The sequence below is a fragment of the Arthrobacter sp. P1_D12 genome, from assembly GCF_056406175.1.
In genome coordinates, this window is record NZ_JBFUAR010000028.1 from 1 (window position 1) to 22800 (window position 22800).

Consider the following 22800-nt stretch of genomic DNA (forward strand, 5'->3'; position numbering starts at 1 on the left):
GGTGCCCCAAGCCGCAATACATAGGGGCGGAATTGAGGGGCGCTGCCGTCACGATGACGTTGGTCCCGGTGGAACGGAGCGCGCGCGCCTGGGCGTTGGGGTGGAAGTCCAGCTGGGTGACGGCGGCGGCCACCCTCTGGCGGGACTCGCCGCCGTCCAGGCCGGCGACGTCCTGGTCCTGCAGCTGGAAATCCCGACGGCGCTGGTCCGGCAGGCCGCTCGGACCGCGAAGAATCGCGGGGCATTCGTCATCCTCAACGCCGCCCCGGCCCCCCGGCAGATCGAGGCGCTGCTCGAGGACGTCGACCTCCTGGTGGTGAACGAACAGGAAATCCAGGTTCTCGCCGGCCTCACCGGCCTGGCCGGAATCCAAGGAAACCACCGGGACCTGGTCACGTCGCTCCCGCCCGTCCTGGGCCCCGCCATCGTGTGCACCGCCGGCGCGGAAGGATCCTTCACCGTCGTTGACGGCAGTCCCGTGCATGTGCCGGCGACGAAAGTGGACGCCAGGGACACCACCGGAGCCGGCGACACGTTCGTGGGCTACCTCGCCGCATCCCTCGCCGGCAGCGACCGCGAGCTGCCTGCGGCAATGCTCCACGCCAGCCATGCCTCCGCTGTCGCCGTGACGCGCCCCGGCGCCATGGAATCGATTCCATGGCGCGATGAAGTACCGGCATAGCCAAACCCGCAACACCCCGCCTGAATGTCTTGCACTCAGTCCCGCACGAAGGAGACCCATGAAAATCGCACTCGGCAACGACCACGCCGGCTGAACACCCGCGAAACCTGGGGGCCAAGGAAAAGGCTGAAGTCGACGCCATCATCGCCGGCGAACCGGCCGCCGCCGCGGAGGACCAGACGGCGCCATCGGCGGCCCGGTAGCGGCCCAGCAAAGACCCGCAATAAACGTCCGACCGGGGCCGGCCTCTTGGGCCCAGGATCGACATGCCGTTGTTGAGGACACCCATGATGAGACCACCGATCATGGCCCCTGCCACGGTTCCGATGCCGCCTGTGACTGCGGCGCCGCCGATGAACGCCGCTGCGATGGCGTCCAGTTCGAAGCCCGTGCCGCCGGCCGGCTGGGCGGAGTTGAGCCGGGCCGTGAACACGAGGCCGGCCAGTGCGGCAAGGACGCCCATGTTCACGAACAGCCGGAAGGTGACGACCTTGGTTTTGATGCCGGACAGCTCAGCCGCGTGCAGATTGCCGCCGAGTGCGTAGGTGTGCCGGCCGAAGACGCTGTTGTTCATCAGGGCCGTGTAGACGATCACCAGGACCGCCAGCACGATCAGGACGATTGGGGTGCCCCGGTAGCTGGCGAGCAGGAAGGTGATGGTCAGCATGAGCAGGGCAATGAACGCGGTCTTGGTGGCGAACCAGGCCATCGGTTCGTTTTCGAGTTCGAACTTCTTGCGGATCCGGCGTTCCTTGACCGCCTGGATCACCAGCGCCAGGGTGGCGCCGACGCCAAGGATGACCGTCAGCCACTCCAGCACCGACGTGCCGCCGGAAATGTCCGGCAGGAAGCCGCCGCCCAGCGCCCGCAGTTCGCCGGGGAACGGCGTGATCTGCTGGTTTTTGAGAACGATCAGTGTCAGGCCGCGGAAAATCAGCATCCCGGCGAGGGTGACGATGAAGGCGGGAATGCCGACGTACGCGATCCAGTAGCCCTGCCAGGCACCCACCAGCGCGCCGATCAGCAGGCAGGCCGGAATAGCAAGCCACCACTCCCAGCCCCAGTGCACGATCATGACACCGGCACAGGCGCCGATGAAGCCGGCGACCGAACCGACGGACAGGTCGATGTGGCCGGCGATGATCACCATCACCATGCCGATGGCCAGGATCAGGATATAGCTGTTCTGGACCACCAGGTTGGTGACGTTCTGCGGCTCCAGCAGGATCCCGTCCGTCAGGATCTGGAACAGCAGGACGATCAGGATCAGGGCGACAAAGATGCCAACCTGGCGGAGGCGGCTTGTCAGGAAGCCCAGGGATTCTCGGAGGGCGGACATGTTCGCTATTCCTTCTCTTTGGTCATGTAGTGCATGAGGGTTTCCTGTGATGCTTCGGCGATCGGGACCTCGCCGGTGATGTGCCCGGCAGACAGGGTGTAGATCCTGTCGCAGATGCCCAGCAGTTCGGGAAGTTCGGAGGAGATCACAATGACCGCCTTTCCTTCCGCGGCCAGCTTCGCGATGATCGTGTAGATCTCAAACTTCGCGCCGACGTCGATGCCGCGGGTGGGTTCGTCGAGGATCAGCACGTCCGGATCGGAGTACATCCACTTGCTCAGCACCACTTTCTGCTGGTTGCCGCCCGACAACTTGCCCGTGACGGCGGCAACCGAGGGGGCCTTGATATTCATGCTCTTCCGGTAGTCGTTGGCCACCACGGTTTCCTGGTTCTTGTCCACCCAGCCGCCCTTGACCAGCTTGCGCAGCGCCGCCATGGATACGTTCCGCTTGATGTCCTCGATGAGGTTCAAACCGTAGAGCTTGCGGTCCTCAGTGGCGTAGGCGATGCCGTGCTTGATGGCGTCGGAGACGGTGGAAGTGTTGATTTCCGTGCCGTGTTTGAACACCTTCCCCGAGGTGGCGGTGCCGTAGCTCCGTCCAAAGACGCTCATGGCCAGCTCCGTCCTGCCGGCACCCATCAGTCCTGCCAGCCCCACCACTTCCCCCTTGCGGACGTTGAGGCTGGCGTTGTTGACCACCACCCGGCTGTAGTCCTGCGGGTGCCGGACGGACCAGTCCTCGATCCGCAGGACTTCCTCGCCAATCTGTGGTTCCCGGTCCGGATACAGGCTTTCCAGGTCCCGGCCCACCATTCCGCGGATAATGCGTTCCTGGGTGATCTCGCCGTCGCCCAGGCGGAGCGTCTCGATCGTCTTGCCGTCGCGGATGATGGTGACGGCGTCCGCAACCTTGCGGATTTCGTTGAGCTTGTGGCTGATGATGATGCTGGTGACACCCTGGCCCTTCAGGTGCAGGATCAAGTCCAGCAGGTGGCTCGAGTCCTCGTCGTTGAGGGCCGCCGTCGGTTCATCGAGGATAAGGAGCTTGACCTCCTTCGAGAGCGCCTTGGCGATTTCCACGAGCTGCTGCTTGCCCACGCTGATGTGCTGGACGGGGGTGACCGGGTTTTCGCTCAGGCCCACCCGGGCCAGGAGTTTCGCGGCCTCCAGGTTGGTCTTGCGCCAGTTCACCCAGCCGCGCTTGGCCTGTTCATTGCCGAGGTAGATGTTCTCGGCGATGGACAGGTAAGGGCTCAGTGCCAGCTCCTGGTGGATGATCACGATTCCGCGCTTCTCGCTGTCGCTGATGCTGGAGAAGTTGCAGGGTTCGTTTTCGAAGAGGATGTCGCCGTCGAAGGAGCTGTGCGGGTAGACGCCGGACAGGACCTTCATCAGGGTGGATTTCCCGGCGCCGTTTTCACCGCAGATGGCGTGGACTTCGCCGCGGTTCACCTGCAGGGTGACGTCCTGGAGGGCCTTCACGCCCGGGAAGGTCTTGGTGATTCCTCGCATTTGAAGAATGGGTGTGTTCATCGCCAATTCTCACTGACTGGTAGTACCTGAGACGTCCTGCGGCTGCAGGGGTCTACGGGAAGGGTGGCGGCCCGGACTCGACGGCGGCCCGCCACCCTTCGACGTGGCTACTTGACGTCGGCCGCCGTGTAGTAACCGGAGTCGATGAGCTCCTTCTTGTAGTTCTCATTCGTGATGATGACGGACTTGAGCAGGTACGCAGGGACGACCTTGACCTTGTTGTTGTAGGTCTTCGTGTCGTTGACCTCGGGTTCCTGACCCTTCAGGAGGCCGTCGACCATCTTCACAGCCTGGGCTCCCAGCTGGCGGGTGTCCTTGAAGATCGTGGAGTACTGTTCGCCGGCGGTGATGGACTTCACCGAACCCTTTTCGGCGTCCTGGCCGGTGACGATCGGCAGGCTTCCCTTGGCGTAGCCGCCGGTGCTCGTCAGGGCCGAGATGATGCCGATGGAGAGGCCGTCATACGGGGAGAGGACGCCATTGAGCTTGGTGCCGGAACTGTAGGCGGCCGTGAGGATGTCCTCCATGCGCTTCTGGGCCACGGGGGCCTGCCAGCGCAGGATGGCAGCCTGCTCAAACTTGGTCTGGCCGCTGGGCACCTTCAGGGTTCCGGCGTCCAGGTACGGCTTGAGGGTGTCCATGGCGCCGGTCCAGAAGAAGTTGGCGTTGTTGTCATCCGGGCTGCCGGCGAAGAGCTCCACATTGAACGGGCCCTTGCCTTCGACCTTTTTGCCGCTGGCGTCAACAAGGCCCAGGCCGGTCAGCAACGACGTGGCCTGCTGGACGCCCACCGTGTAGTTGTCGAAGGTGGTGTAGAAGTCGACGTTCGGCGTGCCGTTGATGAGCCGGTCGTACGCGATGACCTTGACGTTCTGCTCCTTCGCCTTGGCGAGGACATCGGTCAGCGTGGTGCCGTCGATGGCTGCGACGATGAGGGCTTTGGCACCCTTGGTGAGCATGTTCTCGATCTGGGACACCTGGGTGGGGATGTCATCATTGGCGTACTGCAGGTCGGCTTTGTAGCCGAGCTTCGTCAAGGATTCCGAGACGTTCTTGCCGTCGGCGATCCACCGCTCCGAGGTCTGCGTCGGCATCGAGATCCCGACGAGGGAACCGGCGGCGTCGGCGCTGGCGGCCGGGGCGGCCGTGCCGGGCCGGCTGCCGCAGCCTGTGGCCCCTACGGTCACAGCGAGGACAACCGCGACGGCGCCCAGGAGTTTCCTGATCTTCACAATTTTCTCCTTCCGCGGACCATAGTCCGCGAAGTTGCTCCTGATCGCAGTCCTGCACGTCATCGTGCCCCTGCGGGGCGGTAACAGCGGGAGGATTGCGGAGGTCTGAATGGAACGGGGGTTCAGCCGTCAAGGGAACTGCGGCTGATTGTTATCGCTAACAATATGGTCAAAGATAGCTTCTTGAAACATGTGAGTCAACGCACATTCGGCGCCAATCTCCTTCGGACCGCCACCGGACCCTCACGCGGCGAAGATGCGCCAGGCCGCGCGGTGCGAGTCTCCGGGTTCGAGCCGCACGAGGTCCGTGCCGGTGTTGAAGGCATCCGGCGGGCACGTCATGGGTTCCACGGCGAGTCCGAGCCGGCTGGGCAGCGGCGGTTCAGCATCCCCGGTGTAGAGCTGCAGCCAGGTGCAGCTGCGGTCCCAGGCCATGCCGACGCCGGTCCCGGCCGGGTCCCGGACCACGAGGTGTGCCTGCCCGTCGCCGTCGAACACCATGTCGGTGAAGGCATGGTCGATCTTGGTGGATCCGATGACGCGGGCCGCGCGGAAGTCATATCCGTGTCCTTCAACGGATCGGGTGGCGATCGGCAGCAGCCGGTCCGGCGTGACCTCGAGGAACGTCCGTGCCGGCACCTCGAGGCTCCATTGGTCCAGCGGCGCCGGCCCGGCCAGCAGATACGGGTGGGGACAGACCCCGTAGGGCGCGGACCGCTGCCCCACATTGGCTGCTGTGACGTCAGTGTGCAGGCCCCCGCTGGCCAGCCGGTAGCTGGCGGTGATCGACAACGCGAAGGGGTAGCCCGGCACCGGCCCGATGGCGCAGGAGAACTCCACGGCGGAATCCGTCCGGGACTCCAGCCTCCACTCCAGCTCCGGGGTGAAGCCGTGCAGGGCGCATTGCCGGTCGGGTTCGTTGACCGGGAGCTCGTAGTCCGCACCGCCAAAGGTGTACGTCCCGTCGGGAATCCGGTTCGGCCAGGGTGCCACGATGACGCCGCGGAAGTCCGGGTTGGGCCCGCCGGCCGGGAACGGGACGATCAGGTCCCGCCCGCGGAACTGCAGCGTCCGCACCGCTGCACCGCGGGCGGCGACGACGGCGGTGTACTCCCCGTGCCGGAGCCCGTATTCGTCCCCGGTCACAGACCGCCGGCCAGCTTGTAGTAGGCGGCGTTCCAGGCGAGTTCCTTCTTGAAGCCCCTGATGGTGGTGCCGTCGTCAATGGTCAACAGCTCGGTTTGGGCGATCTCGGCGAAGTCCTCGAAGACGTCCATGCCGACGGCGGTGGAAAGCACAGTGTGGTGGGCGGCTCCGGCGGTCAGCCAGGCAGCAGCGGAAGTGGCGAAGTCCGGCTTGGGCGACCAGAGGGCACGGGCCACCGGCAGGTTGGGCAGCGGCTGTTCAAGGTCCACGACGTCGACGGCGTTGGCCACGAGGCGGAAGCGGTCGCGCATGTCGGACAGCGCCACCACGACGCCGGGGCCGGCATCGGTGTCGAAGACCATGCGGACGGGATCTTCCTTGCCGCCGATGCCCAGCGGGTGGATTTCCACGCGCGGCTTGGCGGCGGTCAGGGACGGGCAGACCTCCAGCATGTGCGCGCCCAGGATTTTCTCCTGGCCCGGGACGAGGTGGTAGGTGTAGTCCTCCATGAGCGAGGCGCCGCCGGGGAGCCCGGCGCCCATGACTTTGGCTGCCCGGACCAGGATGGCAGTCTTCCAGTCACCCTCGGCGCCGAAGCCGTAACCGTCGGCCATGAGGCGCTGGACGGCCATGCCCGGCAGCTGGCGCAGTGCGCCGAGGTCTTCGAAGGACGTGGTGAAGGCGGCCGAGCCGTTGGCCTCCAGGAAGCTGCGGAGCCCAAGCTCGATCCGGGCGCTGTAGCGCAGCGACTCGTGGCGCGGGCCGCCGGTGCGGAGTTCGGGGGCCACGTCGTAGAGCCGCTCGTATTCGGCGACGAGGGAGTCGACGTCGGACTCTGCCGCGCCGTGCACGGCGTCGGCGAGTTCATTGACGGACCAAGTGTTGACCGAGACGCCGAAGCGCAACTCTGCCTCGGTTTTGTCCCCTTCGGTGACGGCGACATTGCGCATGTTGTCGCCGAAACGGGTCAGCTTGAGGGTCCGGACGGCCGCCCAACCCGCCGAGGCGCGCTGCCAGGATCCGACCTGGCGGGACACCTCGGGGTTGGACACGTGGCCGACGACGGTTTTGCGCGGGATGCCGAGGCGGGACTGGATGTAGCCGAACTCGCGGTCGCCGTGCGCGGCCTGGTTCAGGTTCATGAAGTCGAAGTCGATGTCCGCCCACGGCAGTTCGACGTTGGCCTGGGTGTGCAAGTGCAGGAGCGGCTTCCGGAGCAGGTCCAGGCCCTGGATCCACATCTTGGCCGGGGAGAAGGTGTGCATCCACGCGGTCACGCCGATCACGGCGTCGTCCGAGTTGGCATCCAGGGCGGTGCGGCGGATGGCGTCCGAGTCCGTGAGCACGGGCTTCCAGACGATTTTCACCGGGACGTCGGCGGAGGCGTTCAGCGCGTCAGCGATGTCTTGGGACTGGGCGGCKACCTGCTTGAGGACGTCCTCGCCATAGAGGTGCTGGCTGCCGGTAAGGAACCAGACCTCGTACTGCTCAAGGGACGTGTTGTTGGCGTTGGACATGTTTTCTCCTGCGGATGGTTTGGGGGCGACGCGGCTTCGGGGCCTGGTTGTGGGCCTAGCGGCCGTAGACGTTCTGGTAGCGGGCGTAAAGCGAGTCGATCTGGGCCGGGTCGATCGGCAGCGGTTCACCGAGTTGCCGGGAAATATGGACGGTCCGTGCCACTTCCTCGCACATGACGGCGGCTTTGACCGCCGAGCGGGCATCCTTGCCCACGGTGAAGGGCCCGTGGTTCTGCATCAGCACGGCCGGCGAGCTGGACTGGGCCAGGGTGTCCACGATGCCGCGGCCGATCGAGTCGTCCCCGATCAGCGCGAACGGGCCCACCGGGATCGTCCCGCCGAACTCGTCACCCATCATGGTCAGCACGCAGGGGATCTCCTCTCCGCGCGCGGCCCAGGCCGTGGCGTAGGTCGAATGCGTGTGCACCACGCCGCCGACCTCCGGCATGTGCCGGTAAACGTAGGCGTGCGCCGCGGTGTCCGAGGACGGTGACAGCGCGGGGTTGCTCCACTCGCCCTCCGCGGGCGTGCCGTAGAGGTCCGTGACAACCATGCTCCCGGGCGTGAGGTCCGCGTAGGAGACTCCGGACGGCTTGATGACCATCAGGTCATGGCCGGGGACGCGGGCGGAGACGTTGCCGGCCGTCCACACCACCAGTTCGTAGCGCGTGAGTTCGGCGTGCAGTTCGCAGACCTCGCGGCGGACCTCCGCGATGCTTTCCAGCAGGTTGCTCATGCGGACACTTCCTCTGCGACCGGGTCGGCGGGGACGGCGGGGACGGCGGGGACGGCGTTCTGCTGCGGAGCGCCCGTAGCGGCGGCAAACGAGGGCCTGGCCGCACGCTGGATCGCCTTGAGGCGGTGCATCACGCTGTTGCTGCCGCGGCCGAAATAGTCGTGCAGCGTCCGGTACTCCTGGAAGAGTTTTTCGTAGGCGGCAACATTTTCCGGAATGGGAATATAGATGCTGCCGGGCTCCGATCCCATGGCAACCGCAGCGGCACGGATATCCGCGTATTCACCTGCGGCCACGGCGGCGTGGATGGCCGACCCCAGGGCGGGCCCCTGGGTTGAGCCGATGGTGGAGAGCGGCAAGCCGGTGATATCCGCGTAGATCTGCATGAGCAGCTTGTTCTTCAGCAGGCCGCCGGCCACGATGAATTCCCTGACCGGCACTCCCGAGTCGCGGAAGGCGTCCACGATGGTGCGCGTGCCGAAGGCCGTGGCTTCCAGCAAGGCCCGGTAGGTGTCTTCGGGCCTGGTGGCGAGGGTCTGGCCCACCACGACGCCGGAGAGTTCGTGGTCCACCAGCACGGAACGGTTGCCGGAGTGCCAGTCCAGGGCAATGAGGCCGTGTTCGCCGATGGCTTGGCGGGAGGCCAGTTCCGTGAGGTATTCGTGGATGCCCAGGCCTGCCGCTTCCGCTGCCTGGTGGTACTCGGGCGGGACGCCGTTGTTCGTGAACCAGCCGAAGATGTCCCCCACTCCGCTTTGGCCAGCTTCGTAGCCCCAAAGCCCGTCGACGATTCCGCCGTCCACCACGCCGCACATGCCCGGGACTTCCCGCAGTTCGGCACCGTTCATAACGTGGCAGGTGGAGGTTCCCATGATGGCCACCAGCTGCCCGGGCTCAACTGCCTTCGCTGCGGGCGCCGTGACGTGGGCGTCCACGTTGCCCACTGCGACGGCGATGCCTTCCGGCAGTCCGGTCCAGGCGGCGGCCTCGGCCGTCAGATAGCCGGCTGCATCGCCGAGCCGGCCGATGGTGTGCGCCAGCTTGGCGCTGACGAAATCCTTGAAGTCCGGGTTCAGGGCGGACAGGAATTCCTTGGATGGGTAGCGGCCGTCCTGGTAGATCCCTTTGTAGCCGGCCGTGCAGGCGTTGCGGACGTAGTTACCGCACAGCTGCCAGACGATCCAGTCAGCCGCTTCCACCCAGCGGTCCATCGCGGCGTAGCTTTCCGGGTCCTCCTCCAGCAACTGCAGACCCTTGGCGAACTCCCATTCGGAGGAGATGAGTCCGCCGTAGCGCGGCAGCCAGTTTTCGCCGAGTTCCGCAGCCAGGGCGTTGATGCGGTCCGCCTGCGGCTGGGCGGCATGGTGGCGCCACAGCTTCACGTAGGCGTGCGGGCGGTTGGCGAATCCGGGAAGCTCGTTCAGCGGTGTGCCGTCGCCCTTGACGGGTACCATGGTGCAGGCCGTGAAGTCGGTGGCGATGCCCACCACGGCGGCCGGGTCGATCCCGGCGTCGGCGACGGCCGCGGGCACAGCCCGGCGGAGCACGTCGCGGTAGTCGTTGGGCACCTGCAGGGCCCATTCGCCCGGAAGCCGGATGCCGGCGACGCCAGCCGTGTCTTTCGGAAGCTCGCCGGTGACCACGGCATGCGGGTATTCAAAGACCCCGCTGCCCAGTTCCTTGCCGTCCCGGACCCGGACGACGACGGCCCGCCCGGAAAGCGTGCCGTAGTCCACGCCGATGACAAAGTTTTCGGTTCCGTCCACTGAGAAGTCCATCAAATCCTCCAATAGGTTCCGCAACATTGCGAACCCCCCTATTGTTAGCGCTAACAAACATGCTGTCAAGAAGCCTGGCACGTATTGCCGGAACGGAGGGCTTCAGCCCTTAGGAGAGACGGGGACGGGGTGCGGTGCTGGCGCGCACCACGAGCGCAGGTTTGACCACCAGGGCACCGCTGGCGGCATCGCCCTCGACCTGGGCGCGTATCAGGTCCATGCAGCGCTTTCCGAGTTCCTCGAAGTCCTGTCGCACAGTGGTCAGCGGCGGCATGAAGTAGGCGGATTCGGGCTGGTCGTCAAAGCCAACCACGGAGACGTCTTCCGGAACCCGGATGCCCTTCTCGCCAAACGCCCGCAGCAGCCCGAGCGCCATCTGGTCGTTGCTGACGAACACTGCGGTGGCGCTGCGCTGTTCTGCCAGCTGCTGCCCGATCCGGTACCCGCTGTCCGCACTCCAGTCCCCCTCGACCAGAAGCTCGTCGGAGAGGCCGGCTTCCGCCAACTCCTCGCGCCACCCGTCAACCCGGGCTTTGCCGTCCACCCAGTCGAGCGGTCCGGAGACATGGCCGATCCGCTCGTGGCCAAGGCTGATCAGATGGGCGACGGCCAGCCGCGCGCCGAGCTTCTGGTCGACCATCGCGCCGCTCAACCGCCCTTCTCCGGCTCCGCCGACGACGATCACCGGGAGATCCAGGTTCAGGTCCTCGAGCACCTGAAGTGTCCCGTCGTGCGGCACGATCACAATCAATCCGTCCGCGCCCTGGTCCGTCAGGTGCCGCACCGCATCGCAAATGGCCTTCGCCGCGGCCCCCTTAATCGCGGCAATGCTCACGAAATACCCTGCTTCCCTGGCGGCTTGCTGGACCCCCAGCAGGGTATTCGCCGGACCGTATTGCCCGAGCTCGGAGGCGAGGACACCGATGGTCTGGGTGCGCCGGGTCACCAGGCTCCGGGCGGCCGTGTTGCGCCGGTAGCCGAGTTCGGCAATCGCCGCCTCGACCCGGGACTTTGTTCCCGTGCTGACATTCGGGTGGTTGTTGATCACGCGTGAGACGGTCTGGTGGGAAACCTTGGCCAGCGCTGCGACGTCTTCGAGCCGCGGCTGCCGCCGGTCATTGTTGTTCCCCATGCGAGGCCCCTTTCGCTCCGATGCCGTCCACCGGATTGAATCAAATTGTGAAATCAAACGATAGGAGAGCACGGGGCGCCCGTTGGTCGCCCGTCCCCCGGCTCCTGTTAGCGCTAACGATAGTCCATTTGGACCCTGGTGTGACGCCCGCAGGGAACGACGCCGGGAACCGCAACGACGTGCGCGGCGGGGAGCTTACGTGGCCGGCTCGGCCGCTACCGGCGCGGCGGGCCCGGGCTCGGCCGCTACCGGCAGGGCGGGTACCGGGGCACAGCCGCAGGACGCGCGCAGGACCAGGTCCACGGGGAAGATCCTGTTCCGGGTGGGAGACACGCCGTCAAAGCCAATAAGCGCTTCGACGGCGGCCTCGGCCATGGCCTGGACGGGCTGCGCGACCGTGCTCAACGGCGGCCAGCTGAACTCCGCCTCAGCCGAGCCGTCGAAGGAGAAGACCGCCAGGTCCTCGGGGACCCGAAGCCCGGCCTCGGACACGGCGCGCAGCAGGCCGACGGCCTGCAGGTCGGAACTGACGAACACGGCGGTGGGTCGGTCCGCGGCCGCAAGCAGCCGCTGCCCGGCCCGGTAGCCGCCCTGCCGGTCGAAGTCACAGCGCAGGATGGGTCCTTCCGGGAGGCCGGCCTCCGCGAGCCCCTGCTGCCACCCGACCTCGCGGGCATCGAGATCATTGCCGGCGTTCATGCCCATGACCAGTGCGATGTTGCGGTGGCCGTGGCCCACCAGGTGCTCGACGGCACGCCGGGAGCCTTCCAGCAGCTCCACGCCGACCGAGTTGAAGCCCGGCACCTCGGTGCTGTGGTTGAGCAGCACGGCGGGGATCTCCGAATGCTCCAGCTCGGTCAGGTCGGGTTCGAACAGCACGCTGGAGAGGAAGACCCCGTCAACGCGGCGGCTCGCGAGGTTCCTGACCTGGCGGCGCTCATTGGCCGCCGATCCGCCCGAGTTCGCCAGCAGCAGGGCATAGCCGCGCGCCGCCGCGGCTTCCTCCACGGCACGGGCCAAAGTGGCGAAGAAGGGGTTGGTGGTGTCCGGGACCACCATGCCGAGCATCTCGCTGGAGCCAAGTTTCAGTGCCCTCGCCGCGGCGTTCGGACGGTACCCCAGGGCGCTGATGGCCTCGCGGACTTTCGCAGCAGTCACCGGGGAGACCCGCTTCGGGCCGCCGTTCACCACATAACTGACGACGGCGGTGCTGACGCCCGCCAGCCTGGCCACGTCTTTTCGGGTGATCGTGGGCCTGGCGGAGGCGGGCGAGTGTGGCACAGTGACCATGCTACCGCCGGAGTTCCCCGGCAAAGCCTTCCTCATTGATTCCCTGCGCAGGCAGCAGGACGGGGGCGTCGCCGTGGTCCGGCACGGGCAAGCGCTCCCCGCCGCGGAGGGCGGACTCGTGCGCCACGATCCCCGGCAGCGTGTAGCGGGCGGCTTCCCAGGCGTTGACGGGCGGGAACGTTCCCGTGTCGACGGCCGTGGCAAAGTCGTCCACCAGGAAGTGGTGGCTGCCCTCGTGCCCGTTGTGAAGTCCGCGGAACTCGGCCGGAAGCCGGCCGGCGTCGTGCACGGCGGCCAGCCCGGAGCTGAAGGCGTCCCGCAGTGCCGGTGCGACGCCGGCCAGCGAAGGATCGTCCGCGGCGAGCGTGGCCCCGGTGGCCAGTTCCGCGCTGACGTCGGTCACGGACTCCTTGTCCTGCCACACACTGACCAGGGCCAGCTGCTCGAAGCTGGCTTCGGTGCCGAAGAAACGGAAGCGGCTTTCGCGCAGGTGGGAGGGGTAGCCGACGCGGCGCATCTCATTGATGCGCATGGACCCGCCGGTTGAAAGCTCGAACAGCGCGGTGGCATTGGAGAAGTCGTTGCCGAACATGCTGACGTCCTTGTCGAACACACCGTCCCCGCGCTCGTCGGGGACGCCAATGCAGCTGACGCTGACGGCATGGCCGCCGATCGCGCCCAGCACCCCGCCGGTGGAGTGGGTCGGGTACAGCATGGGCGGGTAGCTGGCGGTGCTCTTCCAGTCCTCCCCGCCGCTGTACTGGTAGGCCTCGTAGAAGCCGAGATCCATGTCGTGGACGTAGTCGCCCTCGGCGTAGAAGATGCGGCCAAAGGCGCCTTCAGCCTTGCGCTTGCGGGCATAGACGGTGGCGGGGTTGTAGTAGCTTGTCTCGCCCATCATGTAGGTCAGGCCCGTCTCCCGGACGGCCTCGATGATCCGGGCGATCTCGTCCTCGCTGATGGCCATCGGCACTGCCGAATACACATGCTTGCCCGCCCGGAGCGCCTGCAGCACCAGCGGCCCGTGCGTCCAGCGCTGGGTGAAGATCGCCACAGCGTCGAGGCCGCCGTCGAGCATGGCCTCAAAGCTGGGATAGGTCCCCGCCAGGCCGAGCCGCTCCCGGAGGGCCTCGGCCCGTTCCGGCAGGACGTCGGTGACATGGACTTCTGAAATCGCGGGATGGGCGTCGAAGAGTTTGGCGAAGGCGCCTGCAAACTGTCCGGCGCCGACGATGCCTAGTGAGAAAGTCATGCACGCAAGTTTCACACCAGYTTCTACTCGAGTCAATAGCAGATGATGAGCAGAAAGATTCCTCCCGGAAACATAAAAGAAACGCTTGCGCATAAGAAAGTTACTCGTGTAGATTCAAGCCTCAGTTGTAATCCACGTCACAGCATCCACGTAACTGCGGAGGAACCACCAATGACCACCACAACTGCCCGCGGAGCCGTTCCGGCCCGCAAGGCGCCCGGCACGGGAACGGGCAATGCTGCCCCCCGCGGCCGGCGCCGAACCCGCAGCGACCTGAGGGTCGCCCTTCTCTTCATCGCCCCGGCCTTGCTCGGCTTCGTTGCCTTCTACCTGGTGCCGAGCATCCGCGGCGTCTACCTCAGCTTCACCGAGTACAGCGTTTTGGGCGATCCCACCTGGATCGGCACCAAAAACTACACCGCGATCTTCGCGGACGATCTCTTCTGGAACGCCATGGCCGTGACTGTCCAGTACGTGGCACTGAACATCGGCTTCCAGACCGCCATCGCGCTCGGACTTGCCCTGCTGATGCACAACGTCGCCAAGTCCACGCTTATCCGCGGCGCCCTGCTGCTGCCCTTCCTGGTGGCGAACGTGATCGTCGCGCTGCTCTGGTTCTGGATGCTCGACTACCAGCTGGGAATCGTCAACGAGGTCATCAACTGGCTGGGCCTGCCGCGCATCGCCTTCTTCGGCAGCGAGCAATGGGCCATCCCCACCATCGCCGGCGTCAACGTCTGGCGGCACATGGGCTACACCGCCCTGCTGATCTTCGCCGGCCTGCAGTCCATCCCCAACCACGTGTACGAAGTCGCCTCGCTCGACGGCGCCTCCCCGACCCGGACCTTCTGGAGCATCACGATGCCGCTCCTGCGCCCGGTGCTGGTGTTGGTCCTCGTGGTCACCGTCATCGGCTCCTTCCAGGTCTTCGACACCGTGGCAGTGACCACGGGCGGCGGCCCGATCAATGCCTCCCGCGTCATCCAGATGTACATCTACCAGAAGGCCTTCGGTGAATCCGACTTCGGCTACGCCTCGGCCCTGTCCGTCATTCTCTTCGTCATTCTCGCTCTTGTGGCCTTCGTCCAGATGAAGTTCCTCAAAGGCAACGAATCGGATCTGGACTAAGGAACCCCAGCCATGACTACCCTCGCCCCTTCCCGCAAGAAGCCCGCCACCACCGCTCCCGCTCCCAGGAAGCCGGTCAACTGGCGCCGCGTCGGCGCCTGGACCCTCGTCGCCATTGCCGTCGCCGTGACGATCGCGCCATTCCTCTGGATGCTCCGCACCGCACTGTCCAGCAACGCCTCCCTGGCCTCGAACGCCAGCAACCTCCTGCCGGCCGATTTCAGCCTCGGCGCCTTCAAGCGGGTCCTGGGGCTGCAGAGCCCCGAGGAAGCAATCGCCGAGGGCGGCTCCGGCGCCGCCATCAACTTCTGGCTGTACCTGCGGAACTCCGTCATCTTCGCCACCGTCACCACCGCCGGGCAGGTCTTCTTCAGCGCGATGGCCGCCTACGCGTTCTCCCGGCTCCGCTGGCCGGGCCGGAACGTGGTGTTCGGCCTGTTCCTGGCCACCATGATGGTCCCGCCGATCTTCACCGCCCTGCCCAACTTCCTGATGATCAAGAACCTCGGCCTGCTCAATACCTTCGCCGGTCTGGCCCTGCCGTTCCTGTTCATGACCCCCTTCGCCATCTTCTTCCTGCGCCAGTTCTTCCTCTCCATGTCCCGCGAGGTGGAAGAAGCCGCCATGCTCGACGGCGCCAAGCACGTGCGGATCTTCTTCCAGATCGTGCTCCCGAACGCCGCGGCCCCCCTGGCCACCCTGGCGCTGCTGACCTTCATCGGCCAGTGGAACGAGTACTTCTGGCCGCTGCTGGTGGGCCAGGACGAAAGCGTCCGCGTCCTCACCGTGGGCCTGGGCGTCTTCAAGTCCCAGTCCCCGCAGGGCGCCCCCGACTGGTCCGGCCTGATGGCCGCCACCCTGATCGCGGCCCTGCCCGTCCTCCTGCTCTTCATCGCCTTCGGCAAGCGGGTGGTCAACTCCATCGGCTTCTCCGGCATCAAGTAACCCCGGCCCAACCCGCAGTGCCCTTCATACGCACCGCCCGTCAACAAACATTCCCCTCAAAGAAGCACTTCCATGAAAGGTCCACCATGAAGAAGACCCTCGGCGCCGTCGCTGCCGCTGCAGCCATCGCCATCTCCCTCTCCGCCTGCGGCGGGTCCGCCCCGGCCTCCACCGAGGCCAAGGGCGACATCAACTACTGGCTGTGGGACGCCAACCAGCTCCCGGCCTACCAGCAGTGCGCCGATGACTTCCACAAGGCCAACCCAGACATCAAGGTCAAGATCACCCAGCGCGGCTGGGATGACTACTGGACCACACTGACCAACGGCTTCGTCGCCGGCACCGCTCCCGACGTCTTCACCAACCACCTCTCGAAGTACCCCGAATACGCCGCAAAAAAGCAGCTGCTCTCCCTCGACGAGGCGGTGGCCAAGGACGGCATCAAGCTGGAGAGCTACACCAAGGGACTCGCCGAGCTCTGGGTGGGCCAGGACGGCAAGCGCTACGGACTGCCCAAGGACTGGGACACCGTGGGCCTCTTCTACAACACGGCCATGACGGACTCCGCCGGCCTGACCGCCGAGCAGATGGCCAACCTGGACTGGAACCCGCAGGACGGCGGCAGCTATGAGAAGGCAATCGCGCACCTGACCGTGGACAAAAACGGCGTGCGCGGCGACGAGGCAGGTTTCGACAAGAACAAGGTGGCCGTCTACGGACTCGGCCTGGCCGGCAGCGGCTCCGGGCAGGGCCAGACCGAGTGGAGCTTCCTCAGCGCCACCACCGGCTGGAGCGCCACGAACAAGAACCCCTGGGGCACCAAGTTCAACTACGACGACCCCAAGTTCCAGGAGACCATCGCCTGGTGGGCCGGACTGACCGAGAAGGGCTACATGCCCAAGCTCGAGACCACCGTCGGCGCCAGCCTGGCGGACAACTTCGGCGCCGGCAAGGCTGCCATCAACACCACGGGTGACTGGCTGATCGGCCAGTACAAGAGCTACAAGGGCGTGAAGACCGCGTTCGCCCCCACCCCGAAGGGCCCCGAAGGCAAACGCGCCAGCATGTTCAACGGCCTGGCCGATTCCGTCTGGGCCGGCACCAAGAACCCGGCAGCCTCGATCAAGTGGGTCGAATACCTCGCCTCCACCGCCTGCCAGGACGTCGTAGCCTCCAAGGGCGTCGTGTTCCCGGCTCTCACCAGCTCCTCCGACAAGGCAGCCGAAGCATTCAAGGCCAAGGGCACCGACGTCTCCGCCTTCACCACCCACGTCAAGGAAGGAACCACGTTCCTGTTCCCGATCGCGGATAAGGCAGCCAAGGTGGACGGCATCATGAAGCCGGCCATGGACGCCGTCCTCTCCGGCAAGAAGCCTGCCAGCTCCCTCACCGAAGCCAACAACCAGGTCAACGCCCTCTTCAACAAGTAAGCGTTCGAAGCCACAGCCGCCCGCCACGGCGGCGCCCGGTGCGCGGGATCCCCGAGCCGGAATCCCGCGCACCAGCACCTGACTTCCGCACTACCGAAAGCGAATCCCCATGCACCCCGTGCACCTGCGTTCTGCCGGCACCAGCGTCCTGCTGGCCTTCGACTCCGGCGAGGCCGAGATCGTCCACTGGGGCGCCGACCTCGGCGAACACCTCCCCGATCTGGCGATCCTCCGCGGGCCCGTCCCGCACTCCGCCCTCGACATCCCCGTCACCGCCGGACTGCTCCCGCAGGCCTCCTCCGGCTGGGCCGGGCGGCCGGGCCTGCGCGGGCACCGGAACGCCGACGGCGGCCCCGGCCTGGACTTCTCGCCGGCCCTGCGGGTGGTTGCCGCCCAGATGCAGGACGGCGGGCGCACGGTGGTGATCATCCACCGGGACTCCGAGGCCGGACTCGAGGTCAGTTCCGAACTCACCCTGCACCCCGGAGGCCTCCTGGAGTTGGCTCACACGCTGACCAACAGCGGCACGGCCGAATACCAGCTCGACGAACTCGCCACGGTGCTGCCGGTGCCGCGGGACGCCACAGAACTGCTCGATCTCACCGGCCGCTGGTGCCGCGAAAACCACCCGCAGCGGCACGCCGTCCAGCAGGGCACCTGGGTCCGCACCGGCCGGCACGGCCGGACCGGCCACGACTCGTCCCTGCTGGTGGCAGCCGGGACCGCCGGCTTCGCCAACCGCACAGGCCAGGTCTGGGCCACGCACCTGGGCTGGAGCGGCAACCACGAGCAGTACCTCGACAGCCTCGCGGACGGCCGGCGCATGCTCGGTGCCGCCGAGCTGCTCGGCTCCGCCGAAGTGGTGCTGCGCCCCGGCGGCAGCTACCGGACGCCGTCGCTCTATGCCGCCTACTCCGGCCGCGGCCTGGACGGCATCACCGAGGCCTTCTACCACTGGTTCCGTGCCCGGCCGCAGCATGTGGACACCACCTCCGGCCGGGTCCGCCCGGTGGTGCTGAACACCTGGGAGGCCGTCTACTTCGACCACAGCCTCGAGCCCCTGCTCGAACTCGCCGAAGCGGCCGCCGGGCTCGGCGTGGAACGCTTCGTCCTCGACGACGGCTGGTTCCGCGGCCGCCGCGACGATCACGCGGGCCTTGGCGACTGGTACGTCGACGAGGGTCTGTGGCCCGAGGGCCTGACGCCGCTGATCGACGCGGTCACCGGCCACGGCATGGAATTCGGGCTCTGGGTCGAACCCGAAATGGTCAACCTGGACGCCGACGTCGCCCGCGAGCACCCGGACTGGATCGTGGGCCCGTCGCTGCTTTCCCACAAGGACGGCGGCCGGCTTCCGCACGCCTGGCGCCATCAGCACGTCCTGGACCTCGCCAACCCGGAGGCCTGGCAATACATCTACGGACGCCTCGATGCCCTGTTGCGCGAGAACAACATCGCCTACCTCAAATGGGACCAGAACCGCGACCTCACCGAGCACGGCCGCGGCGGCCGGCCGTCCGTCCACGAGCAGACGCTGGCCGCGTACCGTCTCTTCGATGCGCTCAAGGCAGCCCACCCGGACGTGGAGATTGAAAGCTGCTCCTCCGGCGGGGCCCGCGTGGACCTCGGCATCCTGCAGCGAACCGACCGGGTGTGGGCCTCGGACTGCAACGATGCCCTGGAGCGCCAGACAATCCAGCGCTGGACCCAGGCCGTCCTCCCACCCGAACTCGTCGGATCACATGTCGGCCCCACCACGAGCCACACCACGGCCCGCACCCACGACATCTCCTTCCGCGCCATCACCGCCCTCTTTGGCCATTTCGGCATGGAGTGGGACATCCGCGCAGCCACGGACGAGGAACGGGCCACGCTGCGCCGCGCCATCGCGCTCTACAAGCGCCACCGCGCACTGCTCCACTCCGGCAAGCGCGTCAACGCGGACACCGCCGAGCCCACCCTGAGCGTCCACGGTGTAGTTGCGCACGACGCCGGCGAGGCCCTGTTTGCTGCCGTGTCCCTGGCCTCCGCCCCGGCTGAGGTCCCCGGACTGGCCTCACTGCCGGGCCTTGACCCGAAGCGGAACTACCGCGTCCGGGCCGAACTGCCTACCCTTCTCGACGGTGACTACGCGCACACCTTCTCCCAGATCCGGCCGCCGGCCTGGCTGGACGACGGGGCCGTTGCCACCGGGGCCTTCCTGCAGCACGTCGGCCTGCCCCTGCCGGTAATGAACCCGGAGCACGCCCTGCTCCTCCACGTCCAGGCCCTCTGACCGTCCGGTCCCGCCCCCTGCTTCCGGGCCGGGCACCGCACGTCCCCTCACTTTCGAAGGAACCCCATGACCAGCATCATCAGCCGCAGCGACGCCCCGGCGTCGGTGTCCGCGGTGACCAGTACGCGCCTCGCCGACGGGCGTGAACTCCTGTATTTCGACGATACTTCCCATCCCCTGCAGCGCCCGTCGAGGGACCGCCGCGACCTTCCCGAGCGTGGCCCGTCCGGGGAAATCCGGTACGACGCGCTGACCGGGGAATGGGTGGCGGTCGCCGCGCACCGGCAACACAGGACGCATCTTCCGCCGGCGGACGAGTGCCCGCTGTGCCCGAGCACCGACGCGCGGCCCTCGGAGATCCCGGCGGGTTACGACGTCGCCGTGTTTGAAAACCGCTTCCCCTCGCTCGGTCCGGATCTCGCCGCCGCCCCGGCAGCGCCGGGCTGGGGTACCCGCGGGACCGCCGGCGGCCGGTGCGAGGTCGTAGCCTTCACGCCCGAGCACACCGGGACGTTCGCCGCACTCAGCACCCGGCGGGTGCGCACCGTGATCGACGCCTGGGCACACCGCACCGAGGCCCTGAGCGTGCTGCCCGGCGTCGCGCAGGTGTTCTGTTTCGAGAACCGCGGCCAGGACATCGGCGTGACACTGCACCATCCGCACGGCCAGATCTACGCCTACCCCTACGTCACACCGAGGAGCGCGGTGATGGCCGCGGCCGCCCGGCAGTTCCATGAGGCGGCGGGCGGGACGGCCACCCTGACCGGGGCGATTTTAGCGAGTGAACGTGCCGACGGCGCCCGGATGGTGCTCGAGGGCGAATTCTTCAGCGCCTACGTGCCCTTCGCGGCACGCTGGCCGCTGGAAATCCATCTGGTCCCGCACCGCCAGGTTCCGGACCTCGCCGCGCTGACCGGCGCCGAGCGTGATGAGCTCGCCGTCCTCTATCCGGACCTGCTGGGCCGCCTCGACAGGCTCTACGGCAGCCCGACGCCGTATATCAGCGCCTGGCACCAGGCCCCCCTTGACCCGGTGCTGCGCCGGTCCGGGTACCTGCACCTGCAGCTCACCTCCCCCCGGCGGGCCGCGGACAAACTCAAGTTCCTGGCCGGCTCCGAGGCCGCCATGGGCGCCTTCATCAACGACACCACTCCCGAAGAGGTCGCGGCCCGGCTCCGGGACGCCAGGACAGGAACGGCATGACCACCACCGACACCGCAGGAACGGCCCTGGCGGACACGCTGACCCGCGCCTTCGCCGGCCACTTCGGCCATGACGCCGACGGCGTGTGGCAGGCGCCGGGACGGGTCAACCTGATCGGCGAGCACACGGACTACAACGACGGCCTTGTCCTGCCGTTCGCCATCAACCGCTCCACCACCGTGGCCGTGTCGGCCCGGGCGGACCGCACCGTGCGGCTGGCCTCGGCGTTCGCGGCCGCCGACCCGGTCGAATTCGATCTCGATACCTTCGCCCCGGACCAGGCGGCCGGCKGGTCCGCGTACCCGGCCGGCGTGGCCTGGGAGCTGGAAAGGGCCGGCATCACGGTGCCGGGCTTTGACCTGTACGTGACCTCCGATGTCCCGGTCGGCGCCGGGCTGTCCTCCTCCGCCGCCCTGGAATGCGCCGTCGCGTTGGCCCTGTCCGACCTCACCGGAGCGGGCCTGGGCCGAGCCGAACTGGCGGACATCGGGCGGCGGGCCGAAAACAACGTCGTCGGCGCCCCCACCGGGATCATGGACCAGTCCGCGTCGATGCTCGGCACCCGGGATTGCGCCGTCTACCTGGACTGCCGCGACCTCAGCTCGCACCCGGTGCCGCTCGGCCTGGCGGAGTCCGGGCTTCTCTGCCTCGTGATCGACACCAAGGTCTCGCACGCCCATGCCACCGGCGGGTACGCCGAACGCCGGGCCTCCTGCGTCCGGGGCGCCCGGGTCCTGGGCGTCGGCGCCCTCCGCGACCTCGACGCCGCCGATCTGCCGCGGGCCGCGCGCATCCTCGACGACGTGACGTTCCGCCGCGTCCGGCACATCGTCACCGAGAACGAACGGGTCGCCCGGACCGCGGAACTGCTCACGACCCATGGGCCGCTGGCAATCGGAGACCTGCTGGACGCCAGCCACCGCTCCATGCGGGACGACTTCGAAATCTCCTGCCCGGAACTGAACCTGGCCGTTGACACCGCGCGCGCCAACGGGGCCATCGGGGCCCGGATGACCGGCGGCGGGTTCGGCGGCTCCGCCATCGCCCTGGTTCCAGTGGACGACGCCGATCAGGTCCGGTCCGCGGTCCTGGCCGGCTTCGCCGTCCGGGGGCTGCAGGCACCCGATGTCTTCGCTGTCCTGCCGGCAGAGGGAGCGCGCCGGCTGTGATCAGGCCGCCGGCCGGGTGGTCAGCGGCCGAAGCCGGGGCTGCGCGGCCCTCTGCTGGGTCCCGGCCATCAGTACTTCCTCAGATCCAGCGGGTCCTGGCCGTACCAGCGCTTGCGAACCAGGGCGGTGGCGGCTCCCAGAACACGCCGCAGTTCCTCCGTGCTGTTCGAGAGCGACCTCAGCACCAGCCCGGCCGTTCCCAGCACGGCGGTGGTGAGCGAGATGCCGGTATGGGCGCCGAGCCCGGCCGTGATCTCGTGGAGTTCGTCGGCAAGGGCTTGGTCCACCCGCGGGTCCACCACGATCAGCGACCCCAGATGGCTGAAGCCCTCCATGAACGCCAGGCCCGTCACATCGTCCAGGGGCGGCCGGATGAGCACGTTGTCCAGGGCCAGCAGCCCGCCCGCCTCCCCGACGGACGCCTCCGACTCGACCCGGATCTCGGTCCGCAACCGCAGCTCCTCGTACCGGAACGAGGCCCCGTCCGGCGACCACCCCGGGGTCACAATTTCGGCCATGATGAGGCTCGACGACGGCCGCACCGTCACGTGCGTATTCTGCCGGTAGCTGGCCTCCCGGTAGGCGATCACCTGATCCGGGGCGAGCTCCAGCCGAGCCCCCTCCCCGAGCCGCATCCGCATCCGCTGTTCGGCAAAGGATCCCGGAGTCCGGTAGATCTTGGTGGCCGACTGCGTGGCGAGCAGCAGCTTTGCCCCATCGGCCACCTCCACGTCAATCACGTACAGGTCAGCCCCCAGATACGCCCCGCCAGGATTGACGAGCACATAACAAACCTGCCCGCTGCCATCCAAGTAATGCGGCCGCAAAACCCTCAAAGCCCCCCGATGAAACTGGTGCGTGGCGACAGAACGTCCGCCCCGATTTTCGACGACGAGTTCCAGTTCCCCCATCGGCGACTTAACCGCTGAGGCGGCGAGGCCGGATTTTGGGGCCTCGGCGTGGCGGGCACCGCGGGGGGCCCACTGCCGCGAGGGTCCCGACTCGAGCTTG

17 protein-coding genes and 1 pseudogene are annotated in these 22800 nt (G+C 67.2%); 7 read left to right on the plus strand and 11 right to left on the minus strand.

The genetic code is table 11. The features are described from left to right. The first annotated feature begins 100 nt into the window (after positions 1–100). Positions 101–682 carry a PfkB family carbohydrate kinase gene (locus tag AC1DZV_RS18980; protein ID WP_476954358.1) on the plus strand — a complete coding sequence of 194 codons (582 nt, stop codon included), beginning with the start codon at positions 101–103 and terminating at the stop codon, positions 680–682. Between the two features lie 253 nt (positions 683–935). Here AC1DZV_RS18980 and mmsB read toward each other — a convergent pair. From mmsB to AC1DZV_RS19030, 10 genes and pseudogenes are all read right to left on the minus strand, one after another. Next, a pseudogene (gene mmsB / locus AC1DZV_RS18985) lies at positions 936–2021 on the minus strand (multiple monosaccharide ABC transporter permease); the annotation flags it as partial. A gap of 5 nt (positions 2022–2026) precedes the next feature. After that, complete coding sequence (gene mmsA, locus AC1DZV_RS18990) at positions 2027–3556, minus strand: multiple monosaccharide ABC transporter ATP-binding protein (RefSeq protein ID WP_476950975.1); 1530 nt, start codon at positions 3554–3556, stop codon at positions 2027–2029. A 107-nt stretch (positions 3557–3663) separates the two neighbouring features. Further along, the gene (gene chvE, locus AC1DZV_RS18995; protein WP_368859392.1) at positions 3664–4788 is read right to left on the minus strand and encodes a multiple monosaccharide ABC transporter substrate-binding protein; all 1125 of its coding nucleotides are present in this window, start codon (positions 4786–4788) and stop codon (positions 3664–3666) included. A 243-nt stretch (positions 4789–5031) separates the two neighbouring features. Further along, the gene (locus AC1DZV_RS19000) at positions 5032–5934 is read right to left on the minus strand and encodes an aldose 1-epimerase family protein (RefSeq protein WP_476954359.1); all 903 of its coding nucleotides are present in this window, start codon (positions 5932–5934) and stop codon (positions 5032–5034) included. Next, positions 5931–7451, minus strand: coding sequence for an L-arabinose isomerase (araA, locus tag AC1DZV_RS19005; protein WP_243178197.1), 1521 nt, complete (start codon positions 7449–7451; stop codon positions 5931–5933). The genes AC1DZV_RS19000 and araA overlap by 4 nt, the downstream gene beginning before the upstream one ends. 55 nt (positions 7452–7506) lie before the next feature. Then, positions 7507–8187 (minus strand): L-ribulose-5-phosphate 4-epimerase, encoded by a 681-nt coding sequence (locus AC1DZV_RS19010; protein WP_476950973.1) that lies wholly within the window; start codon positions 8185–8187, stop codon positions 7507–7509. Beyond that, entirely contained in the window at positions 8184–9965 is a 1782-nt protein-coding gene (gene araB / locus AC1DZV_RS19015; protein WP_476954360.1) for a ribulokinase, read from the minus strand. The genes AC1DZV_RS19010 and araB overlap by 4 nt, the downstream gene beginning before the upstream one ends. Before the next feature lie 109 nt (positions 9966–10074). Beyond that, positions 10075–11097 carry a LacI family DNA-binding transcriptional regulator gene (locus tag AC1DZV_RS19020; protein WP_243178194.1) on the minus strand — a complete coding sequence of 341 codons (1023 nt, stop codon included), beginning with the start codon at positions 11095–11097 and terminating at the stop codon, positions 10075–10077. Between the two features lie 195 nt (positions 11098–11292). After that, on the minus strand, positions 11293–12387 hold the full coding sequence (locus AC1DZV_RS19025; protein ID WP_476950970.1) for a LacI family DNA-binding transcriptional regulator: 1095 nt from the start codon (positions 12385–12387) through the stop codon (positions 11293–11295). Position 12388: 1 nt separating this feature from the next. Beyond that, the gene (locus AC1DZV_RS19030) at positions 12389–13639 is read right to left on the minus strand and encodes a Gfo/Idh/MocA family protein (RefSeq protein ID WP_476954361.1); all 1251 of its coding nucleotides are present in this window, start codon (positions 13637–13639) and stop codon (positions 12389–12391) included. 171 nt (positions 13640–13810) lie between these two features. Between AC1DZV_RS19030 and AC1DZV_RS19035 the strand changes: the two genes are divergently transcribed. The 6 genes from AC1DZV_RS19035 (at position 13811) to galK (ending at position 21789) form a co-directional block, all read left to right on the plus strand. Beyond that, positions 13811–14767, plus strand: coding sequence for a carbohydrate ABC transporter permease (locus AC1DZV_RS19035; protein ID WP_476950968.1), 957 nt, complete (start codon positions 13811–13813; stop codon positions 14765–14767). Positions 14768–14779: 12 nt separating this feature from the next. After that, entirely contained in the window at positions 14780–15712 is a 933-nt protein-coding gene (locus AC1DZV_RS19040) for a carbohydrate ABC transporter permease (RefSeq protein ID WP_476950967.1), read from the plus strand. A gap of 86 nt (positions 15713–15798) precedes the next feature. After that, the gene (locus AC1DZV_RS19045) at positions 15799–17142 is read left to right on the plus strand and encodes an ABC transporter substrate-binding protein (RefSeq protein ID WP_476954362.1); all 1344 of its coding nucleotides are present in this window, start codon (positions 15799–15801) and stop codon (positions 17140–17142) included. 109 nt (positions 17143–17251) lie between these two features. After that, positions 17252–19417: an alpha-galactosidase gene (locus AC1DZV_RS19050; protein ID WP_476954363.1), complete on the plus strand. Its 2166-nt coding sequence runs from the start codon at positions 17252–17254 to the stop codon at positions 19415–19417. A gap of 66 nt (positions 19418–19483) precedes the next feature. Then, positions 19484–20620 (plus strand): galactose-1-phosphate uridylyltransferase, encoded by a 1137-nt coding sequence (gene galT / locus AC1DZV_RS19055; protein WP_476954364.1) that lies wholly within the window; start codon positions 19484–19486, stop codon positions 20618–20620. Then, positions 20617–21789, plus strand: a complete 1173-nt coding sequence (gene galK, locus AC1DZV_RS19060) for a galactokinase (RefSeq protein ID WP_476954365.1) — start codon at positions 20617–20619, stop codon at positions 21787–21789. The genes galT and galK overlap by 4 nt, the downstream gene beginning before the upstream one ends. Before the next feature lie 68 nt (positions 21790–21857). Here galK and AC1DZV_RS19065 read toward each other — a convergent pair whose 3' ends face one another. Further along, entirely contained in the window at positions 21858–22574 is a 717-nt protein-coding gene (locus tag AC1DZV_RS19065) for an urease accessory protein UreD (protein ID WP_476950963.1), read from the minus strand. Positions 22575–22800: the final 226 nt, after the last annotated feature.

What these genes read in the sequence shown, in the direction of transcription:
- mmsA (WP_476950975.1), bottom strand. Translation starts at nt 3,556, where the DNA reads ATGAACACACCCATTCTTCAAATGCGAGGAATCACCAAGACCTTCCCG.
- AC1DZV_RS19010 (WP_476950973.1), bottom strand. Translation starts at nt 8,187, where the DNA reads ATGAGCAACCTGCTGGAAAGCATCGCGGAGGTCCGCCGCGAGGTCTGC.
- araB (WP_476954360.1), bottom strand. Translation starts at nt 9,965, where the DNA reads ATGGACTTCTCAGTGGACGGAACCGAAAACTTTGTCATCGGCGTGGAC.
- AC1DZV_RS19020 (WP_243178194.1), bottom strand. Translation starts at nt 11,097, where the DNA reads ATGGGGAACAACAATGACCGGCGGCAGCCGCGGCTCGAAGACGTCGCA.
- AC1DZV_RS19025 (WP_476950970.1), bottom strand. Translation starts at nt 12,387, where the DNA reads ATGGTCACTGTGCCACACTCGCCCGCCTCCGCCAGGCCCACGATCACC.
- AC1DZV_RS19030 (WP_476954361.1), bottom strand. Translation starts at nt 13,639, where the DNA reads ATGACTTTCTCACTAGGCATCGTCGGCGCCGGACAGTTTGCAGGCGCC.
- AC1DZV_RS19035 (WP_476950968.1), top strand. Translation starts at nt 13,811, where the DNA reads ATGACCACCACAACTGCCCGCGGAGCCGTTCCGGCCCGCAAGGCGCCC.
- AC1DZV_RS19040 (WP_476950967.1), top strand. Translation starts at nt 14,780, where the DNA reads ATGACTACCCTCGCCCCTTCCCGCAAGAAGCCCGCCACCACCGCTCCC.
- AC1DZV_RS19045 (WP_476954362.1), top strand. Translation starts at nt 15,799, where the DNA reads ATGAAGAAGACCCTCGGCGCCGTCGCTGCCGCTGCAGCCATCGCCATC.
- AC1DZV_RS19050 (WP_476954363.1), top strand. Translation starts at nt 17,252, where the DNA reads ATGCACCCCGTGCACCTGCGTTCTGCCGGCACCAGCGTCCTGCTGGCC.
- galT (WP_476954364.1), top strand. Translation starts at nt 19,484, where the DNA reads ATGACCAGCATCATCAGCCGCAGCGACGCCCCGGCGTCGGTGTCCGCG.